The organism is Chromobacterium rhizoryzae (genome assembly GCF_020544465.1).
Taxonomy (GTDB): Bacteria; Pseudomonadota; Gammaproteobacteria; order Burkholderiales; family Chromobacteriaceae; genus Chromobacterium.
The window spans coordinates 1,016,604-1,029,352 of record NZ_CP066126.1 but is presented as its reverse complement, the minus strand read 5'-3'; the positions used below and the strand labels follow the sequence as shown (position 1 = coordinate 1,029,352).

Here is a 12,749-nt window from a genome sequence, read left to right as displayed (position 1 = left end):
CAGCCGTCAGAGCGAACGGAGAATCGCCACGATGCCCATCTCTTCCGGATCGTCCAGATCGGCCTTGCCGCTGACGACGTCCAGAAAATCGGTATCGGGCAAATCCAGCAACCGCCGATAAGCCTCAATCTCGGCGGGGGCGAGCTGGTCGAAGGGGCCGGCGAAGAATTTCTCCAGCACCAGATCCAGCTCCAGCAGCCCCCGCCGGGACCGCCAACGGATCCGCTTGAGTTCAATCGGATCGTAGGCGGTCATACTGCACGCTTGACCATGAGGTCCTTGATCTTGCCAATCGCCTTGGTCGGATTCAGGCCCTTAGGACACACGTCCACGCAGTTCATGATGGTGTGGCAACGGAACAGGCGGTACGGGTCTTCCAGGTTGTCCAGGCGCTCCTTGGTCGCTTCGTCGCGGGTGTCCGCGATAAAGCGATAGGCGGCCAACAGGCCGGCCGGACCGACGAACTTGTCCGGGTTCCACCAGAAGGACGGGCAGGACGTCGAGCAGCAAGCGCACAGAATGCACTCGTACAGGCCGTCCAGTTCCTTGCGGTCTTCCGGCGACTGCTTGCGCTCGCGTTCCGGCGGCGGCGTGTCGTTGATCACATAAGGCTTGATCGAGTGGTACTGCTTGAAGAACTGGGTCATGTCCACGATCAGATCGCGGATCACCGGCAGACCCGGCAGCGGACGCAGCTCGATCGGCTGTTTCAGGTCGCGGAAGTCGGTCAGGCAGGCCAGGCCGTTCTTACCGTTGATGTTCATCGCGTCGGAACCGCACACGCCTTCGCGACAGGAGCGGCGGAAGCTCAGCGTGTCGTCCTTCACCTTCAGCTTGACCAGCGCGTCCAAGAGCTTGTGCTCGGTGGAGTCCATCTCCACGCTGATGTCCTGCATATACGGCTTGGCATCGGTTTCCGGATTGTAGCGGTAGATGCGGAATTTGACGGTTTCGGTAGTCATCTTGATGGAACCCTTAGTAGGAGCGGGTCTTCAGCGCGATCGTATCGACCGACAGCGGCTTCAGATTGACCGGCTTGTAGTCCAGACGGTTGGCTTCGCGATACCACAGCGTGTGCTTCAGCCAGTTCTTGTCGTCGCGGCCGTTCGGGGTTTCCTCGGTGTCCTTGGCGTCGTCGCGCACATGGGCGCCGCGGCTCTCGGTGCGGGCGTTGGCCGAGATCATGGTGGCCTTGGCCACTTCGATCAGGTTCTCCAGCTCCAGCGCCTCGATGCGGGCGGTGTTGAAGACATTGGACTTGTCGGAGATCTCGGTGCGCTGCACCATCTTCTCCACTTCCAGAATCTTCTCCACGCCTTCGGCCAGCATGTCCTTGAAGCGGAACACGCCGCAGTGCGCCTGCATGGTGCGCTGCATGGCTTCGCGCGCGTCGTTGACTTGCACGCCGCCGGTCTGCTGATTCAGGCGCTCGACGCGGGCGACGGAGCGCTCGACATCGGCCAGCGCCAGTTCCGGCAGGTCTTCCGGATGCTGCTTGATGAACTCGATCATCGAGTTGGCCGAGCTCTTGCCGAACACCAGCAAGTCCAGCAGCGAGTTGGTGCCCAGGCGGTTGGCGCCATGCACCGACGCGCAGGCGCATTCGCCGGCCGCGTAGAAGCCCTGCACTTTTTCGCCCTGCACCACCACTTCGCCGTGGTAGTTGGTGGGAATGCCGCCCATTTGGTAATGGCAAGTCGGCACCACCGGAATCGGGGCCTTGATCGGGTCCACGCCGGCGAACTTGATCGAAATCTCGCGGATGCCCGGCAGCTTGGACATGATCACTTCCGGATCCAGGTGAGTGATGTCCAGCAGCACGTGATCCTTGTTCGGACCGCAGCCGCGGCCTTCGTTGATCTCGGTCACCATCGCGCGCGACACCACGTCGCGGGACGCCAGGTCCTTGGCGTTGGGCGCGTAGCGTTCCATGAAGCGTTCGCCCTGCGCATTGCGCAGAATGCCGCCTTCGCCGCGCACGCCTTCGGTGATCAACACGCCGGCGCCGGCCACGCCGGTCGGGTGGAACTGCCAGAACTCCATGTCTTCCAGCGGGATGCCCGCGCGGGAAGCCATGCCCAGGCCGTCGCCGGTATTGATGAAGGCGTTGGTGGACGAGGAGAAGATGCGGCCGGCGCCGCCGGTGGCGAACAAGGTGGCCTTGGCCTGGAACACGACGATTTCCGAGGTTTCCATTTCCATGGCGATCACGCCCTGGACATTGCCGTCGGCGTCGCGGATCAGGTCCAGCGCCATCCATTCAACGAAGAAATGGGTATTGGCGCGCACATTGCGCTGGTATAGCGCGTGCAGCATGGCGTGGCCGGTGCGGTCGGCTGCGGCGCAGGCGCGGCGCACCGGCTTCTCGCCGAAATTCGACATATGGCCGCCGAACGGGCGCTGGTAGATGGAGCCGTCGGCGTTGCGGTCGAACGGCATGCCGAAGTGCTCCAGCTCCACCACCACCTTGGGCGCTTCGCGGCACATGAATTCGATGGCGTCCTGATCGCCCAGCCAGTCCGACCCCTTGACGGTGTCGTACATATGCCAGTGCCAATGATCTTCCTCGGAGTTGCCGAGAGAAGCGGACACGCCGCCCTGGGCGGCAACGGTGTGGGAGCGGGTCGGGAATACCTTGGACAGCACCGCTGTCTTCAGGCCGGCCTCGGACAATTGCAAGGCCGCGCGCATGCCTGCTCCGCCTGCCCCAACGATAACGGCGTCGAAATGACGAACAGGAATACCCATTACAGCCCCCAGACCACTTTAACGGAATAGATAAAACAGGAAACCAGCCAGACGATGGTGAACACGTGCAGCGCCAGGCGTACGCCCACCGGCTTCACATAATCCATCCACAGATCGCGGATGCCCACCCATACGTGCAGGAACAGAGCGATCAGGCTCACCTGGGTCAGCAACTGCACCCAGAACTGGCCGAAGAACGCCTTCCAGCCTTCGTAGCCGGACGGCATGGTCAACAGGAACAAAGCCAAAGCCACGGTGTAGATCAACATGATCACCGCGGTGACGCGCTGCATGATCCAATCGCGCAGGCCATAGCCGGCGCCGACGACATTGCGATTTACCATAGAGCAACTCCCAGAACCATGGTCAGCGCCAGGCTGACGGCCACAACGGTCTTGGCGGTGGCGCGGGCGGTCTGCAGTTCGAGACCTTTATGAATATCGAGGAAGAGGAAACGGATACCGGCACAGAAGTGGTGCATATACGCCCACAACAGGCCGAGCAACACCAGCTTCATCAGCGGGTTGCCCACCACGGCGCGGTAGGTTTCGAACGATTCGGCCGAACTCAGCGAACCGTGCAACAGGTAAATCAACAGTGGGAGAGAAAAGAACAGCGCAACACCGCTGATCCGGTGCAAGATCGAGACGATGCCGGGAATCGGCAATCTGATCTTGGCCAGATCCAGGTGCTTTGGTCGTTGCTTCTGCATATGGCTTCCTTGGATGTTTTTAGAACCAAGAGGTTACACAACAGACGGTCCGCTACGAGACCGCCCGCCTGAAGGGCTCCGTTGTTGTTATGGCTGGATGCCCGTCATTACCGCTCATGCCGCACCAGGAATATCGCGGTGCAATATGACCCGGGGATTCTAGCAAAACTGGCTGGCCGCGGCCTGTTTTTCGCCGCTGGCCCAGCCGTCCACGTCACGTCAAAAGCCCGCCGCGTCAAGCCCGGCGGGCGGTGTAAGCCCAGTTGTGCGTCAGACAGTAACGCTGCCGCCACTCCAGCGGCACGCCCTCCATCGAGCCGGAAATCCGGATCAGACTCAAGGCCGGCGCCTCGGCCACCATGCCGGTGACGCCGAGCAGCGCGCTTTCCTCGCGCGGCAACATCAACGCGCGAAACTGCTCGCACAATACTTTCAAACGGATGCCGAAACGCTGCTGCAGCGCCTGGTACACCCCGGACGAGCCGCGCAGCCATCGCGCGTCCAGCCCCTCGAACTCGTCGGCCGGCAAGAAGGCCTCGTCCACCGCGACCGGGATGCCGTGCCAACGCCACAGCTGCCGAACTCTCAATAAAGGCGCAGCGCGCCGCAATTGCAATGCCGCGGCCATGTCGTCGCTGGCGTTACCCCGCGAAATGCCGAGGAACTCCCGCGCCAGATCGTCCGGCTGCTCGTTGAACAGGCCCGGCGTCAGCAGCAGGCCTTCGCCCCACTCGCTGGGCGCCGGCGCCACGAAAGTGCCCCTGCCCTGCGCGCGATACAGCAGGCCGTCGGCCACCAGTTCGCCCAAGGCCTTGCGCACCGTGCCCTGGCTTGCGCCCAGCTCGTCCGCCAAGTCCCATTCGCTGGGCAAGGCATCGTTCTCCTGCCATTCGCCATCGCCGATCCGGCGCAGCAATTGCTGCTTGATCTGGCTGTACAGCGGCTGTCTACGCAGCGGTCGATCTGTCATGTTCTCTGTTGTATCACCAAACAAATCAAGCGTAAATACAAGTCTTATATAAGATACAAGACTTTACTGGACCCATCAGCTTTTCTGATGAGGATTACACCCCCACTTTGGCTATACTCCGTGTTACACTCAGCCGCACAAAAGCATTCAATGCTGCAGAGCAACATCTGCATATCGTCATTATCGGATACATCAAAGGAGAGTCCGCCAATGAAAGCTCCCGTTCGCGTCGCCGTCACCGGCGCAGCCGGCCAAATCGGCTATAGTCTGCTGTTCCGCATTGCCAGCGGCGAAATGCTCGGCAAGGATCAACCGGTCATCTTACAACTGCTGGACCTGCCGCAAGCCCAAACCGCCCTCAAGGGCGTGATGATGGAACTGGAAGACTGCGCCTTCCCGCTGTTGGCCGGCATGGTTGCCACCGACGACCCGAACGTGGCCTTCAAGGACGTCAAGGTCGCGCTGCTGGTGGGCGCCCGCCCGCGCAGCAAGGGCATGGAGCGCAAGGATCTGCTGGAAGCCAACGGCGCCATCTTCACCGTTCAAGGCAAGGCGCTGAACGACCACGCCGCCCGCGACGTGAAAGTGCTGGTAGTGGGCAACCCGGCCAACACCAACGCCTGGATCGCGATGAAGTCCGCTCCGGACCTGAATCCGAAAAACTTCACCGCCATGTTGCGTCTTGACCACAACCGCGCGCTGTCCCAGATCGCCGCCAAGACCGGCAAGCCGGTGGCAGCCATCGAGAAGCTGGCGGTATGGGGCAACCACTCGCCGACCATGTACGCCGACTACCGCTTCGCCAGCATCGCCGGCCAGCCGGTCAAGGCCATGATCAACGACGAAGCCTGGAACCGCGACGTATTCCTGCCCACCGTGGGCAAGCGCGGCGCCGCCATCATCGAAGCGCGCGGCCTGTCTTCCGCCGCCTCCGCCGCCAACGCCGCCATCGACCACGTCCACGACTGGGTGCTGGGCAGCCAGGGCAAATGGGTGACCATGGGCATTCCGTCCGACGGCTCCTACGGCATCCCGGAAGGCGTGATGTACGGCTTCCCGGTTGTATGCGAAAATGGCGAATACAAGATTGTGCAAGGTCTGGAAATCGACGAGTTCAGCCGCGAGCGGATGAACTTCACCCTGGCCGAACTGGAAGAAGAGCGCGCCGCCATCGCTCACCTGTTTGGCTGATCAATCCCAAGTCTTTTCAGCAAAAGCGCACCTTACGGTGCGCTTTTTTGTCTTTGATCAAGACCCGATTTCCCGACTGCCTATATTTAACAGACTGCCATTTGGAGTTGAGCATGATTGAAGTCGAAGTACTGAACCAAATCGCGGCCAAGATAGACGACCTGGCCACCCGTGGCACCGACATCCGGGGGTATCTTTGACTACGACGGTAAAAAAGACCGTCTGGAAGAAGTTTCCCGCCTGACCGAAGACCCGGACATCTGGAATGATCCCAAGCGCGCCCAGGAACTGGGCCGCGAGCGCAAACAGCTGGAAGACGTGGTGCTGGTGATCGACGAGATCAGCGCCATGGTCGGCGACAGCGCCGAATTGTTCGAGATGGGCCGCGCCGAAAACGACGACGACACCATCCTGGCCGTGCAGGCCGATCTGGACACCGCCGAAGCCAAGCTCGCGCAGCTGGAATTCCGCCGGATGTTCCACGATCCGATGGACCCGAACAACTGCTTCCTGGACATCCAGGCCGGCGCCGGCGGCACCGAGGCCCAGGACTGGGCCGGCATGCTGCTGCGCATGTATATCCGCTACGCCGAACGCAAGGGCTTCAGCGTGGAAGTGCTGGAAGAATCCGAAGGCGAAGTGGCCGGCATCACCAGCGCCACGCTGAAGATCAGTGGCGAATACGCCTACGGCCTGCTGCGCTCTGAAGTGGGCGTGCACCGCCTGGTGCGCGTGTCGCCGTTCGACTCCAACGCGCGCCGCCACACCTCCTTCTCCTCGGTCTTCGTCTATCCGGAAGTGGACGACAGCTTCGTGATCGACATCAATCCGGCCGATCTGCGCGTCGACACCTACCGCGCCTCCGGCGCCGGCGGTCAGCACATCAACAAGACCGACTCCGCCGTGCGCATCACCCACAATCCCACCGGGATCGTGGTGCAGTGCCAGAACGACCGCTCCCAGCACCGCAACCGCGACGAAGCGATGCAGATGCTGCGCGCCAAGCTGTACGAACTGGAACTGAAAAAGCGCAACGAGGCCAAGCAGGCGCTGGAAGACACCAAGACCGATGTGGGCTGGGGCCACCAGATCCGCTCCTATGTCTTCGACCAGTCCCGCATCAAGGATCTGCGCACCAGCTACGAAGTGGGCAATATCAAGGGCGTGATGGACGGCGACCTGGACGGCTTCATCGAGGCCAGCCTGAAACAGGGCGTCTGAACCTAAACCCGCTTAACCCGGCCGCCGCCCCTGCGGCGGCCAACAGCCATTGCATTGAATTACGGAGTGAACATGTCTGAACACGAGCAAGCATCGCCCAGCCAGGACGAAAACCAGATCATGGCGGAGCGCCGCCAAAAGCTGAAGAGCATCCGCGAACAGCGCATCGCCTTCCCCAACGACTTCAAGCGCAGCCACTTCGCGCAAGTCCTGCAGGACGCTCACGCCGGCAAGGAAAAGGAAGCGCTGGAAGCCGAAAAGATCGAGGTTGCCGTCGCCGGCCGCATGATGTTGAAACGTGTGATGGGCAAGGCCAGCTTCGCCACGCTGCAAGACGGCAGCGGCCGCATCCAGGCCTATATCTCCAATGACGGCGTGGGCGAAGAGCTGCACGCCGAGTTCAAGCACTGGGATCTGGGCGACATCGTCGCCGTCAAGGGCGTGCTGTTCAAGACCAAGACCGGCGAACTGACGGTGCAGGCCAGCGAAGTGCGCCTGCTGTCCAAGAACATCCGTCCGCTGCCGGAGAAATTCCACGGCATCACCGATCAGGAAACCAAGTACCGTCAGCGCTACGCCGATCTGATCATGAACGAGGACAGCCGCCAGACCTTCATCAAGCGCTCCAAGATCATCCAGAAGGTGCGCGACGTGATGGTAGGCGAAGGCTATCTGGAAGTGGAAACCCCGATGATGCACCCGATCCCGGGCGGCGCCGCGGCCAAGCCTTTCGTCACCCACCACAATGCGCTGGACATGCCCTTGTACCTGCGCATCGCGCCTGAGCTGTATCTGAAGCGCTTGGTGGTGGGCGGTCTGGAGCGCGTGTTCGAGATCAACCGCAACTTCCGCAACGAGGGGATGAGCACGCGCCACAACCCCGAGTTCACCATGATCGAGTTCTACGAGGCTTACAGCGACTACCAGCGCATGATGGAGATGACCGAAGCCATCATCCGCGAATGCGCGCTGGTATCCTGCGGCTCCACCACCGTCAGCTACCAGGGCAAGGAAGTGGATCTGGGCAAACCGTTCGACCGCTTCACCATCGTCGGCGCGATCAAGCACTACAACCCGCAATACACAGATGCCCAACTGGACGACGCGGCCTGGGTGGCCAGCGAGATCAAGCGCCTGGGCGGCAAGCTGCCGCCGGCGCCGGGCCTGGGCAGCCTGCAGCTGGCGCTGTTTGAAGAGTGCGCCGAAAGCCTGCTGTGGAACCCGACCTTCATCATCGACTACCCGGTGGAAGTGTCCCCGCTGGCGCGCGGTTCCGACAGCAAGCCGGGCCTGACCGAACGCTTCGAGCTGTTCATCGTCGGCCGCGAGCACGCCAACGGCTACTCCGAGTTGAACGATCCGGAAGACCAGGCTGCGCGCTTCCTGTCCCAGGTGGCGCAGAAGGACGCCGGCGACGACGAGGCGATGCACTACGACGCCGACTACATCCGCGCGATGGAATACGGCCTGCCGCCGACCGGCGGCTGCGGCATCGGCATCGACCGCCTGGTGATGCTGCTGACCGACGCGCCGTCCATCCGCGACGTCATTCTGTTCCCGCAGATGCGTCCGGAATAAGCGCTTCAAGCCTACGGCGCGACCCAGCTGTAGGTTTGCGGAGTTGGTGAATACTTTGAGCATCTAAGCGAAGATTCAAACAGTCGATTTAACCCAGAAGCCCCGACAGAGCGTCGGGGCTTTTTCTTTTTAGCCAGTCAAACAAAAAACTTTGCATACTATTATGCAGTATTTAAATTTTCGCCGCGAAAATATGCATGAAATCATGCAAATTCAACGAATAATTTCTACATGCACATTCAGGGTTAAGTACGAGAAACCAAGCAATAAAAAGGATCTTGCAGGACCCAATTTAGCTTCACTTAGATTTTCACTGGTAAAAACGCGGAATTAATATACTAGTCCAATTTTTAAAAATTGAACTATAATAGAAGGTATCTCATCGCATGGATGTCGCGATGATTGTTAACCTAGATCAGCAAGGAGAAAGCTATCGAAGAGAATGCAGAGAGGAAGTACTGGAAACAAGAAAGGGCAAGCGGCTAGCGCTTGCCCTTCACTTGAACCTTAGTGACCGAAGAGTATTCGATACGAAGGCGTCGACACCCAAAGTATCGTCTCTTCCCCTACCTAAGGTCAAGTCTCCGTTCGTCATTATTTTTGGATCTCGTCAGCAAGAGAGGCATAAGTGCGCCTGGATGCTGGCGAGATCATGGAGACCTCATGACTCGCCATTCATATGTCACTGGCCCTTGGTCAGGCGGGCAGGGAAAAGTTCATGTTCCCGCTCGCAACATTACCAGCCCGACTGGAACCATCATCCGAGGCCGCTTTCCATCTGTCGCCGCGAGACGGATGGTCGGATTCGAACAACTGCTCGAACGAGACACGCTGTACCTGTGTGACTTTGCCCCGCAGGTGGCCGATATCAGGGAACAACCGTTCAAACTTCAGTACGCCATGGGCAACAAAGTCCGGCACTACACTCCAGACTATGCCCTCATTCTGAAAGACGGTTCGATACTGATCGTCGAGGTGAAGCCGGCCCGCTCTCTTGCCAAGCCGGACATCTACGAGAAGCTCCTGTACATCCGGGACGCAATGCAGCGCCAAGGCCATCAGTTCATCGTGCTTTCAGGTGACACCATTCGAGCTCCGCATCGCCTGAACAACCTCAAGCAACTTCATCGTTACCTGCGCCCCCCCTTCTCGGCAGAGGACATGCTGGTAAAGCAGCAGCTGTCCGATCGCTTTGGCACCAGTACCCAGGTTGCCATGAGGCTTCTCTCTCAGAGGCTAAGGAGCACCGCTCCCATTCTGCGCCTATTGGCTCATGGACAAGTGAGCTGCGATCTCGACCAGCCCATCACCGCTGACACGCGGATCACACTGACAAAACAGGAGGCAGACTATGTCTTCGTCGATTCGCTTTAACAAAGGAAGCGCCTTCCTATTGGACGGGCGCGAGGTCAGTGTGACCCGAGTGATCAATGGCAACCTCGTTACACTGGAGGATGTCGTCTCATTGGTGGTTTACCAGTACACGAAGGAGCAGCTGCTGGAACTATGGGCGACCGGACGCATCACGCCCAAACCGGGCATCAACTTTCCTTCCGAGGGCTTGCGGAATTCCTCATCTCTTGCCGCACTGTGCAGTTACCCGCAAAAGCTGGTCGATGCGGCCATACGCCGACAGAAATACCTGGATGCACTGTCGACCATGATGGGGAAGATCGTCTTCACCCCTGCCAAGTTGCAACCCCTTCTCGAGAAAATCGCCAAGCAGTTCAACGACTCCAAGGTACCGGGTGTGGCATCGGTCTATCGTTGGTCCAAGAGGAAGATGCAGCACGATAACCATCCTCTTGCTTTGCTGGAGAAGGCACATTCACACGGATGGTTTGGCTGTCGATTCCCAACCGAGGTCCAAGAGGCGCTGATCGAATTGATCGAAACTCGCTATCTGGAACCTCCTGGATGCAGCATCTCGGACCTCCATGATGCCTTGCGGGTCCGAATTCATGAGTTGAATCAGCTCCGCACCAGCAGCGGGGAGCTAAAGTTGCCAAGCTACCACACGGTACGGCGCGCTGTTCTAGCCTATCCGGCCTATGAACGGGCGGTCGCCAGGTATGGCAAACAAGAGGCATCTATCCGCTTCCGCACCAGCTTGGCAGGCCCAAAGGCAAAATTCATTCTGGAAGTAGCTGAGGTTGATCACACGCCGGTTGACCTGTTCGTCGTCGATGAGCGGACAGGCATGCCACTCGGCCGCCCCTGGCTCACGGTCATCATCGACCGCAAGAGCAGAATGATTCTCGGCATCTACGTCAGTTTTGGGGGGCCAAGCACTGAAGCAGTGTTTGGTTGCCTGCGTAACGCGATTCTGCCCAAAACCTACGTTAGAGACCACTACCCGCGTGTTGAGGGTGTCTGGCCTTGCCATGGGCTCATGCAGACCTTGGTCTGCGACAACGGCCTCGAATTTCATAGCCGCGCACTAGAGCAGGCATGCTTCGATCTCGGAATCATTCTTCAGTTCTGTCCAAAGCGGAAACCTTATTTCAAAGGCGTGGTGGAGCGCGCTTTTGGCTCGATTTCCCGCAATTTTCTGCATGCCCAAAAGGGAACCAGCCTGGCCAATTGGATGGAACGCCATGGCTACGACCCGCTGAAGACCGCGGTGGCAACCTTTGACGAACTGATGCACGCCTTGCACATCTGGATCATCGATGTGTACTCGACTCGGTTTCACCGCAGCCTGAAGCGCCCCCCGCTTGCCGTTTGGCAGGATGGCACCCATGACAATCCTCCGGCCCTGCCTGACCTTCAAGTGCTTGATGTAGCGTTGACGGAGGATGAAGACCGGATGCTCTGGCACTATGGCGTCGAGCTGTTCAACCTGCGCTACAACAACCGAGACGTCTATCCGATCCGCCACCAGTACGGTGAGAAGGTGACAGTGCGGGTTCGGTACAACCGCGCCGACCTTGGCCACATTTACGTCGTTCACCCGGGGACTGGAGAGACCATCAAGGTACCGGCCATCGAATTCGACTACGCTTCGGGCCTACGGCTGGAAGTCCACCAGCTCATTTGCCGGGAGTTGCGCGAGGCCGGCTTATCCGAAACCGACCCGCTCAACCTTGCCCAAGCCAAAGAACGGATACGCCAGGTGATCGGCGAGCAACTGGCCAGCAAAAAGCTCAAAAAACGCAAACAAGCTGCTCGTTTGTCTGGCGCCAATTCCCTGACAGTCCCGTCACCGCGTCCAGTTGCTTCGCCTGCCGTGTCCGGAGAAATCAAGGCTGCCCTGCCTACCGTTACTCCACGGCAGTTCAAAACCAGCTCCCATCCTCTAGGTAAAGGAGATCGGCCATGATCACTTCCAGCACAGACTTGTATGACGAAATTGGCAAAGTCGAACAACGGCGGCTGCTGTTCCCCGATTTTGATAAGGCCTATCGCCGCATCAGCCGTATCCATAAGATGTCACTCGCCGGCAACCAGCCGCGCCACCTGATGATTCTTGGCCCATCAGGAGCGGGCAAAAGCTCCGTCCTGGAAGAGTACATTCGCTACTTCCCAGTGGTCGAGGAGCCCGAGCAGCGTCGGATTCCGGTACTTCGGGTCGAAATAAAATCTTCGCCAACCGTGCGTAGCTTGGCCGAAGACATCCTGAAGGCGATGGGCGTCCCCATGGCTTACCGGGGCACCGTCAATGAAAAGACCGACAGGGTGATCTCATCTCTTCAGAAACTGAAGGTAGAACTCCTCATGCTGGACGAGGTTCAGCACCTGCTCGGAGCCACAAAGCGAAGTTTCGGCTCAAACAACGAGACCGAGTGGCTCAAGACCCTGCTCAATCAGATTGATATCCCTGTCGTACTCGCCGGGCTACCCTATGGGCGGGCTCTTTTGAGCACCAACGAGCAGTTGCGCCGACGCCTGGATGGAGTCCGTAACCTCAACTCCTTTTCAGTCGAAGACGAGGACTCGGCTGCAGATTTCGCTGGGGTCATCAGCTGGTTCGACAGCGAAATCCATTCGGGACAGCCGATCGGCCTGCACGAAGCCGACATGCTCTACCGGCTCTACTACGCTACGGACGGCCTGATCGGCTATCTCAGCAAGCTGCTGATCGGAGCGATGGAGATCCGCTTGGAGCATGGCCATAAGCAGGTAGAAAACTGGATGCTCGAACAGTCGTTCACACAAAACCTGTGGGACGAGGGCATTGGCGCCTTGAACCCGTTCCATAAGAAATTCGTGCGCCGGCGACTGAACAAAACGAACGAACTCTTTGCCCCGACCGTCTTCTCGGCCATGGCAGTTTCTGCAACCTAACCTCTGGAGCCCTCGTCAGGTAAGTCGCCTGCCGAGGGCATT

The 12,749-nt window shown here is 59.3% G+C and carries 12 protein-coding genes; 6 read left to right on the top strand and 6 right to left on the bottom strand.

Annotated elements, in window-relative coordinates:
• Positions 1-6: 6 nt before the first annotated feature.
• From JC616_RS04630 to JC616_RS04605, 6 genes are all read right to left on the bottom strand, one after another.
• Positions 7-255: an FAD assembly factor SdhE gene (locus tag JC616_RS04630; RefSeq protein WP_107798169.1), complete on the bottom strand. Its 249-nt coding sequence runs from the start codon at positions 253-255 to the stop codon at positions 7-9.
• The gene (locus JC616_RS04625; RefSeq protein ID WP_107798168.1) at positions 252-962 is read right to left on the bottom strand and encodes a succinate dehydrogenase iron-sulfur subunit; all 711 of its coding nucleotides are present in this window, start codon (positions 960-962) and stop codon (positions 252-254) included. Before JC616_RS04625 ends, JC616_RS04630 begins: the two co-directional genes overlap by 4 nt.
• A 13-nt stretch (positions 963-975) precedes the next feature.
• Positions 976-2,748: a succinate dehydrogenase flavoprotein subunit gene (gene sdhA / locus JC616_RS04620; RefSeq protein ID WP_107798167.1), complete on the bottom strand. Its 1,773-nt coding sequence runs from the start codon at positions 2,746-2,748 to the stop codon at positions 976-978.
• Positions 2,748-3,092 carry a succinate dehydrogenase, hydrophobic membrane anchor protein gene (gene sdhD, locus JC616_RS04615; RefSeq protein WP_043592734.1) on the bottom strand — a complete coding sequence of 115 codons (345 nt, stop codon included), beginning with the start codon at positions 3,090-3,092 and terminating at the stop codon, positions 2,748-2,750. Before sdhD ends, sdhA begins: the two co-directional genes overlap by 1 nt.
• Entirely contained in the window at positions 3,086-3,460 is a 375-nt protein-coding gene (sdhC, locus tag JC616_RS04610) for a succinate dehydrogenase, cytochrome b556 subunit (RefSeq protein ID WP_227106978.1), read from the bottom strand. The genes sdhD and sdhC overlap by 7 nt, the downstream gene beginning before the upstream one ends.
• Before the next feature lie 235 nt (positions 3,461-3,695).
• Positions 3,696-4,430 carry a GntR family transcriptional regulator gene (locus JC616_RS04605; RefSeq protein ID WP_048415654.1) on the bottom strand — a complete coding sequence of 245 codons (735 nt, stop codon included), beginning with the start codon at positions 4,428-4,430 and terminating at the stop codon, positions 3,696-3,698.
• Positions 4,431-4,640: 210 nt separating this feature from the next.
• Between JC616_RS04605 and JC616_RS04600 the strand changes: the two genes are divergently transcribed.
• The 6 genes from JC616_RS04600 to JC616_RS04575 all read left to right on the top strand — a co-directional run bounded on the left by JC616_RS04600 (position 4,641) and on the right by JC616_RS04575 (position 12,707).
• Positions 4,641-5,621 carry a malate dehydrogenase gene (locus tag JC616_RS04600; protein ID WP_227106976.1) on the top strand — a complete coding sequence of 327 codons (981 nt, stop codon included), beginning with the start codon at positions 4,641-4,643 and terminating at the stop codon, positions 5,619-5,621.
• A gap of 116 nt (positions 5,622-5,737) precedes the next feature.
• A protein-coding gene (prfB, locus tag JC616_RS04595) for a peptide chain release factor 2 (RefSeq protein ID WP_227108545.1) occupies positions 5,738-6,842 on the top strand; the annotation gives its coding sequence in 2 pieces (ribosomal slippage) (positions 5,738-5,818 and positions 5,820-6,842; 1,104 coding nt in all).
• A 72-nt stretch (positions 6,843-6,914) separates the two neighbouring features.
• Positions 6,915-8,420 (top strand): lysine--tRNA ligase, encoded by a 1,506-nt coding sequence (gene lysS / locus JC616_RS04590; RefSeq protein ID WP_227106974.1) that lies wholly within the window; start codon positions 6,915-6,917, stop codon positions 8,418-8,420.
• Between the two features lie 663 nt (positions 8,421-9,083).
• Positions 9,084-9,794 carry a TnsA endonuclease N-terminal domain-containing protein gene (locus JC616_RS04585; protein ID WP_227106972.1) on the top strand — a complete coding sequence of 237 codons (711 nt, stop codon included), beginning with the start codon at positions 9,084-9,086 and terminating at the stop codon, positions 9,792-9,794.
• Complete coding sequence (locus tag JC616_RS04580; protein ID WP_227106970.1) at positions 9,772-11,742, top strand: DDE-type integrase/transposase/recombinase; 1,971 nt, start codon at positions 9,772-9,774, stop codon at positions 11,740-11,742. Before JC616_RS04585 ends, JC616_RS04580 begins: the two co-directional genes overlap by 23 nt.
• Positions 11,739-12,707: a TniB family NTP-binding protein gene (locus JC616_RS04575; RefSeq protein ID WP_227106968.1), complete on the top strand. Its 969-nt coding sequence runs from the start codon at positions 11,739-11,741 to the stop codon at positions 12,705-12,707. Before JC616_RS04580 ends, JC616_RS04575 begins: the two co-directional genes overlap by 4 nt.
• The last annotated feature ends 42 nt before the right edge of the window (positions 12,708-12,749 follow it).